The organism is Shinella sp. BE166, from assembly GCF_051201095.1.
Classification (GTDB): Bacteria; Pseudomonadota; Alphaproteobacteria; order Rhizobiales; family Rhizobiaceae; genus Shinella; species Shinella lacus.
This window is the reverse complement of record NZ_JBPEHL010000010.1, coordinates 142,747-162,552: the sequence shown is the minus strand read 5'-3', so window position 1 is coordinate 162,552 and position 19,806 is coordinate 142,747. Positions and strand designations below refer to the sequence as shown.

General features: G+C 64.8%; 16 protein-coding genes. 1 reads left to right on the top strand and 15 read right to left on the bottom strand.

Features of this window, described 5'->3' with window-relative positions; all coding sequences use genetic code 11:
* Positions 1 to 28: 28 nt before the first annotated feature.
* The 7 genes from recN to J2Y63_RS22930 form a co-directional block, all read right to left on the bottom strand.
* Positions 29 to 1,699, bottom strand: coding sequence for a DNA repair protein RecN (gene recN, locus J2Y63_RS22960; RefSeq protein ID WP_435267964.1), 1,671 nt, complete (start codon positions 1,697 to 1,699; stop codon positions 29 to 31).
* 23 nt (positions 1,700 to 1,722) lie between these two features.
* Complete coding sequence (locus J2Y63_RS22955; RefSeq protein WP_256117140.1) at positions 1,723 to 2,589, bottom strand: outer membrane protein assembly factor BamD; 867 nt, start codon at positions 2,587 to 2,589, stop codon at positions 1,723 to 1,725.
* Between the two features lie 162 nt (positions 2,590 to 2,751).
* Positions 2,752 to 3,708: a UDP-3-O-acyl-N-acetylglucosamine deacetylase gene (gene lpxC, locus J2Y63_RS22950; RefSeq protein ID WP_256117141.1), complete on the bottom strand. Its 957-nt coding sequence runs from the start codon at positions 3,706 to 3,708 to the stop codon at positions 2,752 to 2,754.
* A gap of 332 nt (positions 3,709 to 4,040) precedes the next feature.
* Positions 4,041 to 5,765 (bottom strand): cell division protein FtsZ, encoded by a 1,725-nt coding sequence (ftsZ, locus tag J2Y63_RS22945; RefSeq protein WP_435267963.1) that lies wholly within the window; start codon positions 5,763 to 5,765, stop codon positions 4,041 to 4,043.
* A 97-nt stretch (positions 5,766 to 5,862) separates the two neighbouring features.
* A complete protein-coding gene (ftsA, locus tag J2Y63_RS22940; protein ID WP_256117143.1) occupies positions 5,863 to 7,194 on the bottom strand; it encodes a cell division protein FtsA in 1,332 nt (443 codons plus the stop codon).
* A complete protein-coding gene (locus J2Y63_RS22935) occupies positions 7,191 to 8,111 on the bottom strand; it encodes a cell division protein FtsQ/DivIB (protein WP_435267962.1) in 921 nt (306 codons plus the stop codon). Before J2Y63_RS22935 ends, ftsA begins: the two co-directional genes overlap by 4 nt.
* Complete coding sequence (locus tag J2Y63_RS22930; protein ID WP_435267961.1) at positions 8,099 to 9,025, bottom strand: D-alanine--D-alanine ligase; 927 nt, start codon at positions 9,023 to 9,025, stop codon at positions 8,099 to 8,101. Before J2Y63_RS22930 ends, J2Y63_RS22935 begins: the two co-directional genes overlap by 13 nt.
* Before the next feature lie 430 nt (positions 9,026 to 9,455).
* Between J2Y63_RS22930 and J2Y63_RS22925 the strand changes: the two genes are divergently transcribed.
* Positions 9,456 to 10,760 (top strand): MFS transporter, encoded by a 1,305-nt coding sequence (locus J2Y63_RS22925; protein WP_435267960.1) that lies wholly within the window; start codon positions 9,456 to 9,458, stop codon positions 10,758 to 10,760.
* Between the two features lie 59 nt (positions 10,761 to 10,819).
* On the opposite strand, the gene aqpZ (J2Y63_RS22920) is transcribed toward J2Y63_RS22925, so the two are convergent.
* From aqpZ (J2Y63_RS22920) to mraY, 8 genes are all read right to left on the bottom strand, one after another.
* Positions 10,820 to 11,506 carry an aquaporin Z gene (aqpZ, locus tag J2Y63_RS22920; protein WP_435267959.1) on the bottom strand — a complete coding sequence of 229 codons (687 nt, stop codon included), beginning with the start codon at positions 11,504 to 11,506 and terminating at the stop codon, positions 10,820 to 10,822.
* Positions 11,507 to 11,675: 169 nt separating this feature from the next.
* Positions 11,676 to 12,362 (bottom strand): aquaporin Z, encoded by a 687-nt coding sequence (aqpZ, locus tag J2Y63_RS22915; protein WP_435267958.1) that lies wholly within the window; start codon positions 12,360 to 12,362, stop codon positions 11,676 to 11,678.
* Between the two features lie 151 nt (positions 12,363 to 12,513).
* Positions 12,514 to 13,488: a UDP-N-acetylmuramate dehydrogenase gene (gene murB, locus J2Y63_RS22910; RefSeq protein WP_435267957.1), complete on the bottom strand. Its 975-nt coding sequence runs from the start codon at positions 13,486 to 13,488 to the stop codon at positions 12,514 to 12,516.
* Positions 13,485 to 14,900: a UDP-N-acetylmuramate--L-alanine ligase gene (murC, locus tag J2Y63_RS22905; protein WP_435267956.1), complete on the bottom strand. Its 1,416-nt coding sequence runs from the start codon at positions 14,898 to 14,900 to the stop codon at positions 13,485 to 13,487. Before murC ends, murB begins: the two co-directional genes overlap by 4 nt.
* Positions 14,897 to 16,018 (bottom strand): undecaprenyldiphospho-muramoylpentapeptide beta-N-acetylglucosaminyltransferase, encoded by a 1,122-nt coding sequence (murG, locus tag J2Y63_RS22900; protein WP_435267955.1) that lies wholly within the window; start codon positions 16,016 to 16,018, stop codon positions 14,897 to 14,899. The genes murC and murG overlap by 4 nt, the downstream gene beginning before the upstream one ends.
* A gap of 9 nt (positions 16,019 to 16,027) precedes the next feature.
* Positions 16,028 to 17,182: a putative lipid II flippase FtsW gene (gene ftsW / locus J2Y63_RS22895; protein ID WP_256117154.1), complete on the bottom strand. Its 1,155-nt coding sequence runs from the start codon at positions 17,180 to 17,182 to the stop codon at positions 16,028 to 16,030.
* Between the two features lie 69 nt (positions 17,183 to 17,251).
* Complete coding sequence (gene murD, locus J2Y63_RS22890) at positions 17,252 to 18,649, bottom strand: UDP-N-acetylmuramoyl-L-alanine--D-glutamate ligase (RefSeq protein WP_435267954.1); 1,398 nt, start codon at positions 18,647 to 18,649, stop codon at positions 17,252 to 17,254.
* Between the two features lie 7 nt (positions 18,650 to 18,656).
* On the bottom strand, positions 18,657 to 19,757 hold the full coding sequence (mraY, locus tag J2Y63_RS22885; RefSeq protein ID WP_256117159.1) for a phospho-N-acetylmuramoyl-pentapeptide-transferase: 1,101 nt from the start codon (positions 19,755 to 19,757) through the stop codon (positions 18,657 to 18,659).
* Positions 19,758 to 19,806: the final 49 nt, after the last annotated feature.

Genomic DNA, 19,806 nt, shown 5'->3' with positions numbered 1-19,806 from the left:
TTGGCGAAAGGAAAGATGGGAGCGATGCTCAGACGCCGCCGGACAACAACCGCGCCGCCGCAGCCCTCGCCTCGTCGGTCACCGAGGCGCCGGCGAGCATGCGGGCGATTTCTTCCGTGCGGGCGCTGTCGTCCATGCGGGCGACGCGGGTGGCGACGGTCTCGCTGCCTTCGACGGGGCCTTTGGAAATCAGCAGATGCGTCGCCGCGCGCGCGGCGACCTGGGGGGCGTGGGTGACAGAGAGCACCTGCACTGTTGCGGAAAGGCGCTTCAGGCGCTGGCCGATAGCATCGGCGACGGCGCCGCCGACACCGGTGTCGATTTCGTCGAAGACCAGCGTGGGGGCCGAACCGCGGTCGGCCAGCGCCACCTTCAGCGCCAGCAGGAAACGCGACAGTTCGCCGCCCGATGCGACCTTCATGATGGGGCCCGGACGCGTGCCGGGGTTGGTCTGGACGTGGAATTCGACCGTGTCGATCCCCTCCTCCGCACCACCTTCAGGATCGGTGGCGATCTGGACGGTGAAGCGCGCGCGCTCCAGCTTCAGCGCCGGCAGTTCCGCCATGACGGCGGCGGCGAGCGCCTCGGCCGTGTGGTGGCGTTTTTCAGAAAGCGAACGGGCGGCAAGCTCGAAGGCGGCGCGCATCTCGGTGAGCCGCGCCTGGAGCTGCACCAGCTTCTCCTCGCCGGCATCGAGGTCGGCCAGATCGGCGATCATCTTCGCTGCAAGCGCCGGCAGGCCGGTGACGGGCACGGAATATTTCCGCGCCGCGGCGCGCAGCGCAAAGAGGCGTTCTTCCGTGCGCTCCAGTTCTTTCGGGTCGTATTCCGTCTTGCGCAGAGCCGCCTCGACGGCCATCTGCGCGTCGGAAAGCTGGCTCAGCGCCTGGTCGAGCAGCTCGACGGTTTCTTCCAGCAGGCCCGGCGCCTCGTGGCTCTTGCGCTCCAGCCGGCGCACGAGCGCGGCGATCAGCGGCACGGGCGAGGCATGGCCGTTCAGGAATTCGCTCGCCTCGTTGATGTCGCCGGCAATGCGCTCGGCCTTCATCATGCGGGCGCGCACTTCCGCCAGCGCATCCTCCTCGCCGTCCTGCGGCGAGAGCGCTTCCAGTTCGTCGACGGAGGAGCGCAGGTAATCGGCCTCGCGGGCGGCGGCCTCGACCTTGTCGCGGTGGCGCCGCAGCGTGCGCTCGGCCTCCTTCCAGCGATGGTAGAGCGTGCCGACCTCGGTCGCCGCCTCGCCAAGACCGCCGAAGGCGTCGAGCAGCAGGCGGTGCGCATCCGTATCGACGAGCGCGCGATCGTCGTGCTGGCCGTGGATTTCGACGAGAAGCTGGCCGGCCTGGCGCATCAACTGCACGGAGACCGGCTGGTCGTTGACATAGGCCTTGGTGCGGCCGTCGGCGGATTGCTGGCGGCGGAAGATCAGGTCGCCATCGTCGTCGATGCCGTTGTCGCGCAAAAGCGCCCGGGCGGCATGGGCGTTCGGCACGTCGAACACGGCCGTCACCTGGCCGCGCTCCGTACCGTGGCGCACCAGCGAACCATCGCCGCGCCCGCCGAGCGCCAGCGAAAGGCTGTCGAGGAGGATGGATTTACCCGCGCCCGTCTCGCCCGTCAGCACGGAGAGACCGGGCTCGAACGCAAGGTCGAGCCGTTCGATCAGGACGATATCGCGGATCGATAGCTGCGCCAGCATGGCCCTGTCATATCTCTTTTGCGTCAGACGCCGAGCAGATTCTTGCCTGCACGCGAAATCCAGGACCCACTGTTTTCACGCGGCTCCAGACCCTTGGACTGAAGCAGCTTGTAGCTGTCGGCATACCACTGGCTATCGGGATAGTTATGGCCGAGCACGGCGGCGGCGGTCTGCGCCTCGGTCTCAACGCCCATTGCATAATAGGTCTCGACGAGACGGGCGAGCGCTTCCTCGATCTGGTTGGTCATCGGGTACTTTTCGACGACCACGCGGAAGCGGCTGGCAGCCGCGATGAATTCCTTGCGTTCGAGATAGTAGCGGCCGACCTGCATTTCCTTGCCGGCGAGCTGGTCGCGGGCGAAACGGATCTTGGTCTGCGCGTCCTCGACATATTCCGAATCGGGGTAGTTCTCGACGACGGCCTGCATGGCTTCCAGCGTCTGCGCGGAGGCGCGCTGGTCCTGCGTCACGCTCGGGATCTGCTTCCAATAGGCCAGGCCGACGATATATTGCGCGTAGGCCGCATCGGACGAACCCGGATAGAGATTGAGGTAACGCTTGCCGGCGGCGATCGCCTCTTCGTTGCGGCCCTGGCGATAATTCGTGAAGGCCGACATGACGAGCGCCTTGCGCGCCTGTTCGGAGAACGGATGCTGGCGGTCGACGGCCTCGAACTTGCGGCCCGCCTCCGTCACCTTGCCGGCATTGAGGTTGGCAAGGCCCTGATTGTAGAGCGTATCGGAAGATTCGGTTTCTGCCGAAAGCTTCGTGATGTCGATGTCCGGATCCGACTGGCATGCGGAAAGAGCGACGGAGGATCCCGCCGCGAAAAGCGTAAGATAGACAATGCGCGCCGTCTTCTTCACACCAACAGACCCTGCAACAACCATGTGATAATCCCAGTTCAACGGCGCCCCATGCGGTCAGCCCGACACACGCGCGCCCCGCGTTCTATCTCCAAATGCCTGAAGACCGCAACGCCATGCCGGCGCATTAACGCATTTTTATGGCGGAGGTGTCGGGAAAGCGGCAACCGGAACCGGCCACTGGCTTCAAAGAGACCAGGGGGCGAATTCCGGCGCGTTGACGGCGATCAGTTCGCGCTGTCCGGCGCGCGAGCGCGGGACGGCCGCTTCGACCACTTCATAAGCGGTGCGGTCGCTGAGCAGCGCCTTCAGCGCATAGGCGTTCATCTTGTGGCCGCCGCGATAGGAGCGGTAGCAGCCGATGAACTGCGCGCCGGCAAGCGCCAGGTCGCCCACGGCGTCGAGCGTCTTGTGGCGCACGAACTCGTCCTTGGCGTAGCGCAGGCCCTCGACGTTGATGACCGTGTTGTCGTCGGAGATGACGACGGAATTTTCCAGCGACGAGCCGAGTGCATGGCCGGATGCCCAGAGCTTTTCCACATCGCGCATGAAGCCGAAGGTGCGGGCGCGCGACAATTCGTTGCGGAAGGTCAGCGGCGTCAGGTCGCCCTTCCAGGCCTGGCGGCCGATCAGCGGGCAGTCGAAATCGATCTCCACTTCGAATCGCGTGCCGTCATAAGGCGAGAACTCGGCCCAGGAGGCGCCTGCCTCGACACGAACCGGCTTGATGATTCGGATGTAGCGGCGCTTGACCGACAGCGGGATGAGACCGACCTGGTCGATCGCGTCGATGAAGGGCGCGGAGCTGCCGTCCATGATCGGCATTTCGGCACCGTGCACCTCGATCAGCACATTGTCGAGGCCGAGCGCATAGAGCGCGGCCATGACATGCTCGACCGTGGCGATCGACGTGGTCGGCGAGAAGCCGAGAACCGTGCAGAGATCCGTGTTGCCGACCTGCGAGGAGACCGCGCGATATTCGCTGACCGTGCCGTCGTCATGCTGGCGCTGGAAGACGATGCCGAAGTCGGCTTCGGCCGGGTTGAAGGTGATCGACACGGCTGCGCCGGAATGGACGCCCGTCCCGGCAATCGTCACCGGGTGGGAAATCGTCGTCTGGAAACCGAGCATACCGATCGTCATGTGCATTCGCCTCGTCTTACTATCGGCTGATTCTTCGCCGACATCTTATTTCACGGCCCAAGGATACCCTTGGCCGGGCGCGTTGCGCCCACCGACAAAGTTCGCCCGAAAGTCTGGAGTGATTTGGTGCGTTCCGGCTTGCGCCGACGATCCGATTCCTGACTGGCCCCTGTGCCCACGCTGAATGTAGTAGGTCCCTCAGTGTCAGACAAATCACTGTTTCTTTCGCTTTGTTACGCTTGCTTCAGCCCTCAAGCCCTTGAAGATAAAGCACAATAGAAAATGCCCGGACCTAAATCCGGGCATTCTGTAACACGACCCTGCGGGCGGCCTCAGTTCGACTGGCGACGGAGGAACGCCGGGATCTCCAGCTGGTCGTCCTCGCCGAGCGCACGCGGCTGCGGGTTGGCGCGGCCGTGGTCGTCGAGCTGGCCGCGACGCGGGGCGTAGAGGCTGGCTTCCGGCGAGAGCGGGCGGCGCTGCTGCTGGGCGGGTGCCGCGGGCTCCTGGGCGGCCTGCGTTTCCTCATGACGGCCGAGCGACGAGGTCAGGCGCTTCAAGAGGCCCATCGGACCACGCTCTTCGTGGTGCGAGGCGACCGGCTGCTGGGCCGAACGGTGGTCCATCTCTGCCTGCACGACCGGCGGAAAATCCTCGATCTTCGGCATGCGCATGGTCTGCGGCTCCTGGCGGATGATCGGAGCGGCAGGCTCGACGCGCTGCTGCATGACCGGAGCCTGCTGCACCGGCTGCTGCTGGACCGGGCGCTGCACCGGCGTTTCGGCCGGGGCGGAGAACAGGCGGTTCTGCAGGCGCGGCTCTTCCTGGATGGAAGCGACCGGCTGCTGCATCTGCGCCGGGCGGCTTACCGGAATGGCAAGCTCGCGCTCGAGGCTCTCTTCCGAGGCGCGGATGGCTTCGGCGATCGGATCGACCATCGGCTGCTGGACGACCGGCTGCTGCATGACGGGCTGCTGGGCGACCGGCTGGGGAGCCGGTGCGACGGCCTGGACCGGAACGGCGGCGGACGGGCGAACTACCGGCTTGCTGAGGTTGCGAAAGTCAGCATTACGTGCAGCCACCTCCGAGGCCGCGCGGTCGATACCGGTTGCAACAACGGAAACGCGGATCAGGCCTTCGAGCTCTTCATCGAAGGTAGCGCCGAGTATGATGTTTGCGTCCGGATCGACTTCCTCGCGGATACGGGTTGCGGCTTCGTCGACTTCGAAGAGGGTGAGGTCACGGCCACCGGTGATCGAGATCAGCAGGCCCTGCGCACCCTTCATCGAGGTTTCGTCGAGCAGCGGGTTGGCGATCGCGGCTTCGGCAGCGGCCATGGCGCGGCCTTCACCCGAGGCTTCGCCCGTGCCCATCATGGCGCGGCCCATCTCGCGCATCACCGAACGGACGTCGGCGAAGTCGAGGTTGATCAGGCCTTCCTTGACCATCAGGTCGGTGATGCAGGCGACGCCCGAATAGAGCACCTGGTCGGCCATCGCGAAGGCGTCGGCGAACGTGGTCTTGTCGTTGGCGATGCGGAACAGGTTCTGGTTCGGGATGACGATCAGGGTGTCGACCGACTTCTGCAGTTCCTGGATGCCCTCTTCGGCAAGGCGCATGCGGCGGCCGCCTTCGAAGTGGAACGGCTTGGTGACGACGCCGACCGTCAGGATGCCCTTGTTGCGGGCGGCCTGGGCGACGACCGGTGCTGCCCCCGTACCCGTGCCGCCGCCCATGCCGGCGGTGACGAAGCACATGTGGGTGCCGTTCAGGTGGTCGATGATCTCATCGATGCACTCTTCGGCGGCAGCGCGGCCGACTTCCGGCTGCGACCCGGCGCCGAGACCTTCGGTGACGGCCACACCCATCTGGATGATCCGCGTCGCCTTGGTCATGGTGAGCGCCTGGGCGTCGGTGTTGGCAACGACGAAATCGACGCCTTCCAGGCCCGCGGTGATCATGTTGTTGACGGCGTTGCCGCCGCCGCCGCCGACGCCGAAGACGGTGATGCGGGGCTTCAGCTCGGTGATGTCCGGCTTCTGGAGCTTGATAGTCATTGCAGTGTTCCTTTCGTTTCCGGCCGCTTCGCCCAGCCGGTCTATTCCCAAAACTCAGATGTCGGTCTTTCCCGGCACTACGCCGCCGGGAAACCCGTCAGAAACTTTCCTTCAGCCACTGGCCCATGCGGGCGATACGGCCGTTGCCACCCGTGAGCTGCGAGAGCATGCCGCCCTGCACAGCGTGTTCTTCCAGTTCCGCCACCTGCGGATAGATCATCAGCCCGACCGCCGTCGAAAAGGCCGGTCCCTTCGCCGCCGTCGGCAGGCCGGACACGCCGAGCGGGCGGCCGATGCGGACGTTGCGGGCGAGGATGCGGCGGGCCACTTCCGGCAGGCCGGTAAGCTGGCTGGCGCCACCCGTCAGCACGATGCGTTTTCCGACGATCGGCGAGAAGCCGGAGCGCTGGATGCGGTCGCGGATGAGCTCGATGGTCTCTTCGATGCGGGCACGCACGATGCGCGACAGCAGCGCGCGCGGCACATGGGTCGGCTGGTCGCGGTCGTCGTCGCCGATCGGCGGGACGGTGACGATGTCGCGGTCGTCGCTGGCATTCGGCAGCGCCGAGCCGTGCACGACCTTGAGGCGTTCGGCATCCTCGATGCGGGTCGAAAGACCGCGCGCAAGATCCGTGGTGACGTGGTGGCCGCCGAGCGAGACCGCATCGGAATGCACCAGCTTGCCTTCGGCGAACACCGAGATCGTCGTCGTGCCGCCGCCCATGTCGATGCAGGCGCAGCCGAGCTCGACTTCGTCGTCGACGAGCGCCGAAAGGCCGCTCGCATAGGGCGTCGCAACCATGCCCTCGACGGAGAGGTGCGCACGGTTGATGCAGAGTTCGAGGTTCTTCAGCGATGCGCGTTCGGCGGTCAGCACATGCATGTCGACGCCGAGCACGTCGCCGAACATGGAGAGCGGATCGCGGATGCCGCGTTCGCCGTCGAGCGAGAAGCCGGTTGGCAGCGAGTGCAGGATGGCGCGGTCTTGGCGCAGCGACTGCTGGCCGGCAACCGCAAGCACCTTGCGCAGGTCGTTCGCGTCGACTTCCTGGCCGCCGAGATCGATCGTCGCGGTGTAGACGTCGCTCTGCAGGCGGCCGGCGGAGACGTTGACGATCAGGCTTTCGATGGTGAGGCCGGCCATGCGCTCGGCCGCATCGACGGCGAGCCGCACGACGCTTTCGGCCGCATCGAGATCGGTGATGACGCCGTTCTTCACGCCGCGGGATTTCTGGTGGCCGATGCCGATGACTTCGACATTGTGCGTGCGGCCGGGCAGGATCTCGCTCTCGGCGCGCGGCGTCAGCCGGCCGATCATGCAGACGACCTTGGTGGAGCCGATGTCGAGGACCGAAACGACATGCGCCCGCTTGGAGGAAAGCGGCTTCAGGCGCGGCAGGCCAAAATGGGACGAACCGAAAATGCTCATGTGCGCTTCGCTGCCTTCTTCAGGTCCTTTGCCCTCTGCTCGACCGCCGCATTGCGACGTTCCAGCGCCCCTTCCGTCAGACGGACCGTCGTGCGGTCTTCCAACCGCAGGTCGACCGCCGCGATATCCCGCTCCAAGAGCCCCTGCTCCGCTTCCAGCGTCGCCAGCACGTCCATGGCGCGCGGCACATTGTGCTCCGGCAGTTTCACGACGATGCCGTTGTCGAGGCGCAGATCCCAGCGGCGGCCGGCGACCCGCACATAGGCCTTCACCCGCGCCTTGATTTCCGGCCAGCTATCGAACTCGGCCGCGAAATCGGCCGCCGCCGTCTCGGCATCGCGGCCGACGAAAAGCGGCAGCGTGGAAAACTTGTTGTCGCGCAGCGGCGCGATCACGCTGCCGTTCTTCTCGATCAGCGACAGGTCGGTGCCGTGCTGCCAAATCCCGAAGGCTTCACGCTCGTTGAGCGTGATCTCGATGGTGCCCGGATAGACCTTGCGGACCGAGGCATCCTCGACCCAGGGCAATTCGATCAGCTGCTTGCGCGCTTCATTGACGTCGAGCGCGACCAGCGAGGTCGTGCCGTCGAGGCCGAGGCGTTCCAGAATGTCTATTTCCGAGGTCTCGCTGTTGCCCGAAACCTTGACGTCCTCGATGGCAAAGCCGATCGCCGTCGTGGAGGCCTGGGCGACATCCTGCGAGTGACCGCCGAGCGACATGCCGTAGAGGCCCGTGGCGCCGAGGAAGAGCGCGGTCGCGACGCTGCCGGTGTGGCTCGGGATATAGATGCGGCCGGCCGCGAGGCTGACCAGGAAACGCACGATCCGGCGCAGCGGGCGCGGCAGCACGCGACCGGCTTCCGTATCCGGAAGTCCGACGGGGCGCACCCTGCTCTTCTTGACGCTCAACGCAAACACGACGCGTCCTCCACCATCCACCGCAAGAATTCACCAAAGGAATGGCCGGCATGAACGGCCATTTCGGGCACCAGGGAGGTAGGGGTCATGCCTGGCTGGGTGTTGATCTCCAGCCATACAAGCTCGCCATTCTCGGAGAATCGATCGTCGTAGCGGAAGTCGGAACGGCTGACGCCACGGCACCCGATCGCTTGATGCGCCTTAAGGGAGAGTGTTTGTACTTTTTGGTAAATATTCGGTGAAATTTGCGCCGGGATGACGTGTTTCGAGCCGCCTTTCACATATTTGGAATCATAGTCATAGAAGGCGTGGCCCTGCGGCACCACTTCCGTGACGCCCAGCGCGACACCGCCCATAACGCCGCAGGTGAGCTCGCGGCCATAGATGTAGCGCTCGACCATGACGCTGTCGCCGTAGCGCCATTCCGAGGACGTGATGATCTGCGGCGGATGCGACTGGTCTTCCTTGACCATGACGACGCCGAAGGACGAGCCCTCGCGCACCGGCTTCACCACATAGGGCGGCTTCATCGGGTGGGCGGAGGTGAAATCGAAGCGGTTCATCAGCCGCTGTTCGGCGATCGGAACGCCGGCCGCCTTGGCGATGATCTTCGCCTGTGCCTTGTCCATGGCGAGTGCCGAGGCGAGCACGCCGGAATGGGTATAGGGGATTTCGAGAAATTCGAGGATGCCCTGGATGGTGCCGTCCTCGCCGAAGGGGCCGTGCAGCGCATTGAAGGCGACGTCCGGCTTCAGTTCGCCCAGCACGCTTGCAATGTCGTGGCCCACGTCGACGCGGGTCACCTGGTAGCCCTCGGCCTCAAGCGCGTCGGCGCAGGCGTTGCCCGACGAAAGGCTCACCGGCCGTTCCGACGAAAAACCACCCATCAGCATCGCGACATGCTTCACGCTCATAGAACCCCCAACTTAAGTCCCAACACTGCCCCTCGTCGCTTGTGCGGACCTGATTTGCGTCTGCGATCCGACTCGGCGAACGAGATGGGATCACTAGAGCGTCATTAAGGTTAATGAAGCGTTTACTTTCGTTAACCGGACGCGACCCTGAGAAAATTTTCCTCGGGCCGAATCAAGTCACGCTTCGATTCTCTCCCTGGAATCAGAGAGTTGCGAAGTGTGCAAGAGGATGGCCGAAACCGGGACGCGAGAGCGGCTGGTAAACGCGACCGCGAAGCCTTGGTAAATAAGGCGGCCGGGCGGGCGCACGAAAAGTACGATTTTCCGCTCTTTCGGGCACATTTATTGTTTCATCGACCAGTCGGTTGGCGTATGAGCCCCCTGCTGCCTCCCAAGACGGCAAGGAAAAACAATCAAAAAGGCACCCATGATGAGCGATTCACTCGCATCCGGGTCGCCGACCGCGACGCATGCCAACCGCGCCGGGCTTAACTCCCCGGCGCGTGTTCTCTTTGCAAGCCTGGTCGGAACGACCATCGAATTCTTCGATTTCTATGTCTACGCCACGGCCGCCGTGCTGGTCTTCCCGACGCTGTTCTTCCCGAACAGCGATCCGACGACCGCACTTCTCGCGTCCTTCGCGACCTTCTCCATCGCCTTCTTCGCCCGCCCGCTCGGCGCCATCGTCTTCGGCCATTACGGCGACCGCGTCGGCCGCAAGACGACGCTCGTCGCGGCGCTTCTGACCATGGGCGTCTCGACCGTCATCATCGGCCTGCTGCCGTCCTATGAGACGATCGGCGTCCTGGCGCCGCTGCTGCTGGCGCTCTGCCGTTTCGGCCAGGGCTTCGGGCTTGGCGGCGAATGGGGCGGCGCGGTGCTGCTCGCAACCGAAAACGCCCCGCCGGGCAAGCGCAGCTGGTACGGCATGTTCCCGCAGCTCGGTGCACCGGTCGGCCTGTTCCTGTCCTCCGGCGTCTTCTGGCTGCTGCTGCATGTCATGTCGCAGGAATCGCTGCTCGCCTGGGGCTGGCGCGTGCCCTTCATCGCGTCGATCGTGCTGATCGCCGTCGGCCTCTGGGTGCGCCTGTCGATCACCGAGACGCCGGCCTTCCAGAAGGCCATCGAGAAGCAGGAGCGCGTCGAAGTGCCGGTCGTGGAGCTCTTCCGCAACCACAAGCGCAGCCTCGTGCTCGGCACGTTCGTGGCGCTGGCGACCTTCGTGCTGTTCTATATCGGATCGGCCTACCTTCTGTCCTACAACATCAAGGTGCTCGGCATCCCCTTCGTCGAGGCGCTGGAAATCCAGCTCGTCGGCTCGGTGCTCTTCGGCATCTTCATCCCGATCGCCGGCAAGCTGGCGGAACGGTTCGGTCGCCGCGAGGTGCTGATCGCCACGACGGTCCTGATCGGCATCTTCTCGTTCTTCCTGCCCGGCCTGATGACGAGCGGCGAAACGGCGATCTTCATCTTCGTGATTCTTGCTATGGCGCTGATGGGCATGACCTACGGCCTGATCGGCACGGCGCTTGCGGCCCCCTTCCCCACGAAGGTACGCTACACCGGCTCCTCGATCACCTTCAACTTCGCCGGCATCTTCGGTGCGTCGCTCGCGCCTTACATCGCGACGTGGCTGCAGGCGAATTACGGCATGACCTATGTCGGCTATTACCTCGGCATCGCGGCACTCATCACGCTCGCCTGCATCCTGCTTTCGGGCAAGGAAGAGGTCTGAGCCTTCGACAATCGAAAAACCCGCCGCGGCGACGCGGCGGGTCTTTCTTTGCCCTGCGATCAGTCGTCTTCGCCGACGATCTTCCAAGCGACCGCGCCGATCACCGCGCCGACGATCGGGGCGAGCCAGAACAGCCAGAGCTGCGACAGCGCCGCCGTCTCGGCGAAGAGGGCCACGCCCGTGGAACGCGCCGGGTTGACCGAGGTGTTCGTCACCGGGATCGACACGAGATGGATCAGCGTCAGGCCGAGGCCGATGGCGATGGGCGCAAAGCCGACCGGCGCGCGGCCATGCGTCGAGCCGAGGATAATGATCAGGAAAAACGCCGTCAGCACCACTTCGGCAACGAGCGCCGCCGTCAGCGAATAACCGCCCGGCGAAAGCTCGCCGTACCCGTTCGAAGCAAAACCACCGGCCTGGAAACCGGTCTTGCCGGAGGCGATGAGGTAGAGCACGCCAGCGGCCACGACCGCACCCACGACCTGCGCCACGATATAGGGCACGAGGCTTGCGGCCGGGAATTTGCCGGCAACCGTCAGGCCCACGGAAACCGCCGGGTTGAAGTGCCCGCCGGAAATGCCGCCGACCGTATAGGCCATGGTGAGAACGGTCAGGCCGAAGGCGAAGGAGACGCCGACATAGCCGATACCGAGTCCCGGGAACGCGGCGGCGAGAACGGCACTGCCGCAGCCGCCGAAGACGAGCCAGAACGTGCCGAGAAATTCGGCAGAAAGTTTTTTAAACATGAAAGCCCCCTATTCCGAGCGCCGCTGGAGCAGCGCCAATCACGCAACCATCGCGCGATTGGAATAGGTGTCGCTAAACTTCTCTGAACGGAAGCTGAATAAAAATGGAAATCTGCACGATTTCTAATAATCATACAATTCCCGTCATGCGGTCTTTTCCCCCTCCCACTCAACCGTCCTCGCCGACCACCTTCCAGATCACCGCACCGATGACCGCGCCAAGCATCGGCGCCAGCCAGAACAGCCACAACTGCGACAGCGCCGCCGTCTCGGCGAAGAACGCGACCCCCGTCGAACGCGCTGGGTTCAGCGAGGTGTTGGTGATCGGGATCGAGACGAGGATGATCACCGTTAGGCTGAGGCCGATGACGACGGGCGCTATGTCCTTCGTCGCGCGGCGATGGGTGGAGCCGAGGATGATGAAGAGGAAAAGCGCCATCAGCACCACTTCGGCGACGAAACCCGCCGCCAGCGAATAGCCGCCCGGCGAGAGATCGCCATAACCGTTCGAGGCGAAGCCGCCCGGCTGGAAGCTCGCCTTGCCGGACGCCACGAGATAGAGCACAGCCGCCGCCGCAGTCGCCCCCGCGACCTGCGCAAGGATATAGGGCAGGATGTGGCGGGCGGGAAACTTGCCGGCGACCGCCAGGCCCACGGTAACGGCCGGGTTCATGTGTCCGCCGGAAACGCCGCCGATCGCATAGATCATGGCCATCAGCGCAAGGCCCGCGGCCAGGGAAACGCCGAGCAGGCCGATGCCGACCTCGGGAACCGCGGCGGCCAGCACGCCGCTGCCGCAGCCGCAAAAGATCAGCCAGAACGTGCCGATGAACTCGGCGGAGAGTTTTTTGAACACGAAATGCCCCCATCCACCCCGCAAAGGCGGGGCGCGTCGCGCAGCGGATGCGCGACCTCACACAGTTTTTGAGACACTTGCCTGATGGGGGAGAGGGAGTGGCGCGACGTTCGAAAAACGCCCGCAAACTCCCCAGCAAGGGTACGACGTATCAGGCCGTTGCGCGGCCCAGGAATTCCTTTACCTCATAGCCCGGCATGAACCTGCCGAGGCGCTTGATTTCCCATTGCAGCAGGATGCCGGAATGCTCCTGCACGCGGCTGCGCACGGTCTCGCCGAGATATTCGAGCTCGTAGCCCGTCGCCTGCCCGGTATTGATCATGAAGTTGCAATGCATCGGCGACATCTGCGCGCCGCCGATCATCATGCCGCGGCAGCCGGCCTCGTCGATCAGCTTCCAGGCGGAATGGCCTTCCGGATTCTTGAAGGTCGAGCCGCCGGTCTTTTCGCGGATCGGCTGCACCGTCTCGCGGTGCTGGCGCACGGCATCCATCTTGGCGCGGATCTCGGTCTTGTCGCCCACCTCGCCCTGGAAGACGGCGTGCGTGAAGATCAGGTCGGGGGACGCCGCGGAATGGCGGTAGGTGTAACCCATGTCGGCATTGCTCAGCACATGCTGGTTGCCCTTGCGGTCGACAGCGTGCACCTCGACGACGACATCCTTCGTCTCGCCGCCGTTGGCGCCCGCATTCATGCGCAGCGCACCGCCGATGGCACCGGGAATGCCGTAATAGAATTCGAAGCCGGCAAGGCCGTGGTCGAGCGCCATGGCGGCCAGGTTCTTGTCCGGGCAGATGCAGCCCGCCTTGATGCGGTTTTCGCCGGCAAGCTCCACATCGCCGAAACCCTTGGCCGAAAGCCGGATGACGATGCCCGGAATGCCGCCGTCGCGCACCAGCAGGTTCGAGCCGACGCCGATGACGGTGAGCGGAACCTCTTCCGGCACGATCTTCAGGAAGGTGACGAGATCGTCGACATCATGCGGATGGAACATCAGCTCGGCGAGGCCGCCGGCGCGGAACCAGGTCACGCGGTCCATCGGTGCATCCGGCGTCAGGCGGCCGCGGACTTGCCCGATCCCCTCGCCCAGCGACGCCAGTAGTTTTGCACCATCCACCTGCTTCATGCCACCTGTCCCGAAATGTCTGCCAGTTCCTTCGGCAGCGCCTGCGCCCAATATGTAATGCTGCCAGCCCCCAAGAGAACCACAAAGTCGCCCGGCTTTGCAATGGTGGCGACGATCGGCGCCAATGCTTCCGGTGATTGCAGGAAGCGCGCATCGCGGTGGCCGCCGGATTTGATGCGCGAAACCAGCTCTTCCGCGCTCACGCCCTCGATCGGATCCTCTCCCGCCGCATAGACAGGCGCGATCATCACGGTGTCGGCATCGTTGAAGCAGCCGGCGAATTCCTCGAACAGGCTCGCCACGCGGCTGTAGCGGTGCGGCTGGTGGATCGCGATGATGCGGCCGGCACAGGCCTCGCGCGCGGCACGCAGCACGGCCTTGATCTCGACCGGATGGTGGCCGTAGTCGTCATAGACGCTGACGCCGTTCCAGTTGCCGGTGAGCGTGAAGCGGCGCTTGACGCCGCCGAAACTTGCCAGTCCCTTGGCGATCGCTTCCGGCGACATGCCGAGGCGCTGGGCGACGGCGATCGCCGCCGTCGCATTGGAAACGTTGTGGCGGCCCGGCATCGGCAGGCGCAGGTCCTTCAGCGAAATCACCTGGCCGGTGCGGCGGCGGCGGATCTCCACGTCGAAGACCGAGGTCGCGCCATCCATGCGGATATTGCCGAAGCGCACGTCGGCCTGGGGGTTCTCGCCATAGGTGATGACCTTGCGGTCCTCGATGCGGCTGACCATCGCCTGCACTTCCGGATGGTCGAGGCACATGACGCCAAAGCCATAGAACGGCACGTTCTCGACGAACTGGCGGAAGGCCGCGCGCACGGCATCGAAATTGCCGTAATGGTCGAGATGTTCCGGGTCGATATTGGTGACCACGGCGATGTCGGCGGGCAGCTTCAGGAAGGTGCCGTCCGATTCGTCGGCCTCGACGACCATCCACTCGCCCTCGCCCATGCGGGCGTTGGTGCCGTAGGCATTGATGATGCCGCCATTGATGACCGTCGGATCGAGCCCGCCGGCTTCCAGCAGCGTCGCAACCATCGAGGTCGTCGTGGTCTTGCCATGCGTGCCGCCGATGGCGATGGCATTGCGGAAGCGCATCAGCTCTGCGAGCATTTCGGCCCGGCGCACGACCGGCAGCAGCTTTTCGCGCGCCGCGACGAGTTCCGGATTGTTCTTGCGGATGGCGGTCGAGACGACGACGACTTCGGCTTCACCGAGATTTTCCGGCTTGTGGCCGACGAAGACCTCGATGCCCTTTTCGCGCAGGCGCTGCACGTTGGCGCTCTCCGCCTGGTCGGAGCCCTGCACCTTGTGGCCGAGATTGTGCAGCACCTCGGCAATGCCGCTCATGCCGATGCCGCCAATGCCGATGAAATGAACGAGCCCTATGCTCTGCGGCATCTTCATGGCCGTTCTCCCTTGAATTGTGCGATCGTCCTGCCGCCCGCAATAGCCTCAACCATCGATGCGAGCAAGCGCGCGGCGTCCGGTTTTCCGGCCTTTCTGGCGCTCTCGGCCATGGCCGTCATGCGGGCCGGGTCATGCATCGCCTTGGTAACGATGCTGGCAAGCCGCTCCGTCGAAAGCTCCGCCTGCGCAATGACCTTCGCGCCGCCACCCGCAGCCAGAGCCGCCGCATTCGCCGCCTGGTCGTGATCCAACGCATAGGGATAAGGCACGAGCACGGCCGGACGGCCGATGACGGAGACTTCCGAAACCGTCGAGGCGCCCGAGCGGCTGATGATGAGATGCGCCCGCCCGATGCGCGCCGCCATGTCGTTGAAGAAGGGCGAGACATCGGCCGGAATGCCGAGCTCGGCATAGGTGCGCACCACCTCGTCGCGGTCTTCCGTCCGCGCCTGCTGGGTGATTCTCAACCGTGCACGATCGGCGGATTCCATGGCGGCAATCGCCGAGGGGATGGCCTTGGAGAAGAACTGCGCGCCCTGACTGCCGCCGAAGACGACAAGCCGGAATTCGCCGTCCGTCGAGGGCTCATAGGGAACGGCCGCGGCTTCAAGCACGGCGGGGCGAACCGGATTGCCCGTCGTCACCGTCTTGTCGGCATAGGGGCCGCCGGTCTCCGGCAGGAACCCGCCGGCAATCGCCTTGACGCGGTTGGCGAGCGCCTTGTTGGCACGGCCCATCACGGCGTTCTGCTCGTGGATCATCGAGGGGATGCCCATGCCTGTGGCAGCAAGCAGCGGCGGCACGGTGGGATAACCGCCGAAACCGACGACGACCTTGGGCGTCAGCCGCGCCATCAGTTTTCGCGCGGCGCGCATGCCCTTCCACAGCGTGAAGAGCGAGCGGGCGACGCTGATCGGGTTCTTCGAGCCGATCGTTGCAGATGGCACGACATGGATCGCATCCGCCGGGAACTTCCCTGCAAAGCGCTCCGCGCGGCTGTCGGTCACGAGATGCACCGACCAGCCGCCGGCCTTCAGCTCATGCGCCAGCGCCTCTGCGGGAAAGAGATGACCGCCGGTGCCACCCGCGGCGAGAAGAACGATGCCTTTGTCCATGCAAAACCCTTATTCGGCCGGCGCCACGATGCCGCCGCGGAAGAGGCTGCGCTCGGAGGCGCGCTTTTCCGGGCGGTGGCGGGTCAGCGCCAGGATGAAGCCGGCCGTCACGCAGATCGCGATCATCGACGAGCCGCCGTAGGAAATCAGCGGCAGCGTCATGCCCTTGGCCGGCAGCAGTTCGAGGTTCACGCCGATATTGATCATCGACTGCGTGCCCATCTGCAAGACGAGGCCGGCGACGGCAAAGCGCGTGAAATCGTTGCGCTCCTTGAAGGCATGGTTGAGGCCACGCATCACCACGAAGGCGAAGATCAGCACGATGACCATGCAGAACAGGATGCCGAACTCTTCGGCCGCAACGGAAAAGATGAAGTCGGTGTGGCTGTCCGGGATGATGCGCTTGACGGTGCCCTCGCCCGGCCCCTGGCCGAACCAGTCGCCGCGAATGATGGCTTCGCGCGCCGTGTCCATCTGGAACGTATCGCCCTCGCCGGTCATGAACTTGTCGATACGGCCCGCCACGTGCGGCAGGAACGTATAGGCCGTCAGAAGGCCGCCGACGGCCGCCCCGCCGAGCACGATGATCCATAGCCAGGGCATGCCGGCCATGAAGAACATGCCGCCCCAGACGGCGGCCGTCAGGATGGTCTGGCCAAGGTCGGGCTGGGCGACGAGAAGGGCCGCGACGATGCCGAAGAGGATGATGGCGAAGAGGTTGCCGGGGATTTCCGGCTGGCGGGCATGTTCGGCGAACAGCCAGGCGCAGATGACGACGAAGGCCGGCTTCATGAACTCCGACGGCTGGATGGAGAAGCTGCCGATGGAAATCCAGCGCCGCGACCCCTTGACCTCGACGCCGAAGAATAGCGCCAGCACCATGGCCGCAAGCGAAATGACGAGGAGGATCATGGCCGCGCGCCGCACCTGGCGCGGCGACATGAAGGAGATGCCGAACATCACGGCGATGGCCGGCAGCAGGAACACTGCATGGCGCTTGACGAAGTGGAAGCTGTCGAGCCCGAGACGCTCGGCGACAGGCGGGCTTGCCGCGAAGGACAGCATGAAGCCGAGGCCCATCAAAAGGATGAAGGCCGCGAGGAAGAACCGGTCTATCGTCCAGAACCAGTCCGCCAATGCACCACGTTCGGCACGACTAACCATGTCTCTTTCCTCTGTTGCAAAACAATTCCAAACGCCGCCGCCGCACACGTTTACGGGAATTGCTTCCGTTCAAACTTCAATAAGCATGGACACGCCCGGCAGCGCCGCGACATGTTTCACGAAGGCATCGCCTCTGACTTCAAAGTTCTTGTACTGGTCGAAGCTTGCGCAAGCCGGGGATAGAAGAACGGCCACGGGGCCGCTCCCATCCCGCCCGGCATCCGCCGCCGCATCCTCGACGGCGCGCTGCAGCGTGCCGGATACATCGAACGGCACCGCTTCGCCGAGCGTCGCCGCAAAGGCAGGCGCCGCCTCGCCGATCAGATAGGCCTTGGCAATCTTGGGGAAGAATTCGCCGAGCGTGGAAATGCCGCCTTCTTTCGCGACGCCACCGGCAATCCAGTAGATGCGCTCGAAGCTCGACAGTGCCGGGGCCGCGGCATCTGCATTGGTCGCCTTGGAATCGTTGACGAACAGCGTGTCGCCCTTGCGCCCGACGGGCTGCATGCGATGTTTCAGCCCCGGGAACGAGGTAAGGCCTGCACGGATCTCGTCTTCGCTGACGCCGACTGCCAGGCAGGCGCCGACAGCCGCCGCAGCGTTCTGGGCATTGTGCGCGCCACGCAGCGTCTGGATCGGCGAGAGATCGGCGACTTCATGCGTCGCGCCACCCCGGGCGAGCACAAGACGAGCGCCATCGGCATAGATGCCATCGGCGAGCACGCTGCGCTTGGAAATGCGCACGACCTTCGTGCCGGCCCGCTCGACGCGGTCGGCGATGCGTTCGCAATAGCTGTCGTCGACGCCGACGATCGCGGTCCCGCTGCCGGCGACCAGGCGTTCCTTGACGTCGGCATAGTGTTCGATGGAGCCGTGGCGATCGAGATGATCCGGCGTCACGTTGAGCAGTATGCCGGCCGACGGGTTCAGCGTCGGCGCGAGGTCGATCTGGTAGGACGAGCACTCGACCACGTAGAAGCGGCCGGCCTTCGGCGGATCGAGCGTCAGCACGGCCGTGCCGATATTGCCGCCGAGCTGCGTATCGCGGCCGCTCGATTTCAGGATATGGGCGATCAGCGCCGTGGTCGTCGACTTGCCGTTCGTGCCAGTGATGGCGATGAAGGGGCAATCCGGCGCATGCGCCCGGCGCTCGCGCACGAAAAGCTCAATATCGCCGATCACATCGACGCCGGCGGTACGCGCGAGATCGGCGCTCCAGTGGGGCTTCGGATGGGTCAGCGGCACGCCGGGCGAGAGCACCAGTGCGGAGATGGTGGTCCAGTTGAGGCTGCGCAGGTCCCCGGTCTTAACGCCAGCGGCGGCAGCGTTCTCGACGCTCGCCGCGCTGTCATCCCAGGCGGTGACATCCGCACCGCCGGAGGCCAGCGCCAGCGCCGTCGCAAGGCCGGAGCCGCCGAGCCCGAAAAGCGCGACCGCCTTGCCCTTGAAGGTGGTGACGGGGATCATCGAAGCCTCACCGCAGCTTGAGCGTGGAGAGGCCGACCAGGCCGAGCACGACGGCGATGATCCAGAAGCGCACGACGACCTGGCTTTCCGTCCAGCCCTTCTTCTCGAAATGGTGGTGGATCGGCGCCATGAGGAAGACGCGTTTTCCCGTGAGCTTGAACGAGGCGACCTGGATGATGACCGACAGCGTCTCCATGACGAAGAGGCCGCCGATGATCGCCATGACGATCTCGTGCTTGGTGGCGACCGCCACCGTGCCGATGAGGCCCCCGAGCGCCAGCGACCCTGTATCGCCCATGAAGATGGCGGCGGGCGGCGCGTTGAACCACAGGAAGCCGAGGCCGGCCCCGATGACCGCGCCGAGCACCACGGCAAGTTCACCCGTGCCGGGCACGAAATGGATCTGCAGGTAGTTCGCGAAGACCGCGTTGCCGGCGAGATAGGCGATGACGCCGAAGGAGGCGGCCGAGATCATCACCGGAACGGTGGCGAGGCCGTCGAGGCCGTCCGTCAGGTTCACCGCATTGCCGGCCGCCACGATGACGAAGCCGCCGAACAGCACGAAGAAGATGCCGAGATTGACCATGAAATCCTTGGCAAAGGGAAAGGCGATCGAGGAGCCGAACGTCGAGCCGGCCGGTCCCGTTGCAAGCGAGGCGCGCATCATGAAATAGGTGGCGGCACCCGCGATGATGAATTCCAGGGCGAGGCGCGCCTTGCCGGAAAAGCCCTTGTCGGTCTGTTTGGTGACCTTCAGGTAGTCATCGTAGAAGCCGATGGCGCCGAAGCCGAGCGTCACGAGCAGCGTGGCGACCACATAGACGTTGGAGAGATCCGCCCAGAGCAGCGCGCTGCCGACGATGCCGGCGAGGATCATCAGGCCGCCCATGGTGGGGGTGCCGGCCTTCTTGAAATGGGTCTGCGGCCCGTCGGCGCGGATCGGCTGACCCTTGCCCTGGCGGATGCGCAGGGAGGCGATGATCATCGGCCCGAACAGGAAGACGATGGTGGCCGAGGTGAACAGCGCAGCGCCCGTCCGGAAGGTAATGTAGCGGAACAGGTTGAACACCTGAACGGTGTCAGCCAGCTCGACGAGCCAAAGCAGCATTGTCACCCTTTCCCCAAAAGGTTCCCCGAATCATCCCGGCGTGACCGGC

Bases quoted from the DNA above. Each gene is read 5' to 3' on its own strand.
- murC (WP_435267956.1), bottom strand. From the start codon at position 14,900: ATGAAGATGCCGCAGAGCATAGGGCTCGTTCATTTCATCGGCATTGGC.
- murD (WP_435267954.1), bottom strand. From the start codon at position 18,649: ATGATCCCCGTCACCACCTTCAAGGGCAAGGCGGTCGCGCTTTTCGGG.
- J2Y63_RS22955 (WP_256117140.1), bottom strand. From the start codon at position 2,589: ATGGTTGTTGCAGGGTCTGTTGGTGTGAAGAAGACGGCGCGCATTGTC.
- recN (WP_435267964.1), bottom strand. From the start codon at position 1,699: ATGCTGGCGCAGCTATCGATCCGCGATATCGTCCTGATCGAACGGCTC.
- J2Y63_RS22925 (WP_435267960.1), top strand. From the start codon at position 9,456: ATGAGCGATTCACTCGCATCCGGGTCGCCGACCGCGACGCATGCCAAC.
- lpxC (WP_256117141.1), bottom strand. From the start codon at position 3,708: ATGACGATCGGTATGCTCGGTTTCCAGACGACGATTTCCCACCCGGTG.
- ftsW (WP_256117154.1), bottom strand. From the start codon at position 17,182: ATGGTTAGTCGTGCCGAACGTGGTGCATTGGCGGACTGGTTCTGGACG.
- J2Y63_RS22930 (WP_435267961.1), bottom strand. From the start codon at position 9,025: ATGAGCGTGAAGCATGTCGCGATGCTGATGGGTGGTTTTTCGTCGGAA.
- ftsA (WP_256117143.1), bottom strand. From the start codon at position 7,194: ATGAGCATTTTCGGTTCGTCCCATTTTGGCCTGCCGCGCCTGAAGCCG.
- murB (WP_435267957.1), bottom strand. From the start codon at position 13,488: ATGAAGCAGGTGGATGGTGCAAAACTACTGGCGTCGCTGGGCGAGGGG.
- murG (WP_435267955.1), bottom strand. From the start codon at position 16,018: ATGGACAAAGGCATCGTTCTTCTCGCCGCGGGTGGCACCGGCGGTCAT.
- aqpZ (WP_435267959.1), bottom strand. From the start codon at position 11,506: ATGTTTAAAAAACTTTCTGCCGAATTTCTCGGCACGTTCTGGCTCGTC.
- ftsZ (WP_435267963.1), bottom strand. From the start codon at position 5,765: ATGACTATCAAGCTCCAGAAGCCGGACATCACCGAGCTGAAGCCCCGC.
- mraY (WP_256117159.1), bottom strand. From the start codon at position 19,757: ATGCTGCTTTGGCTCGTCGAGCTGGCTGACACCGTTCAGGTGTTCAAC.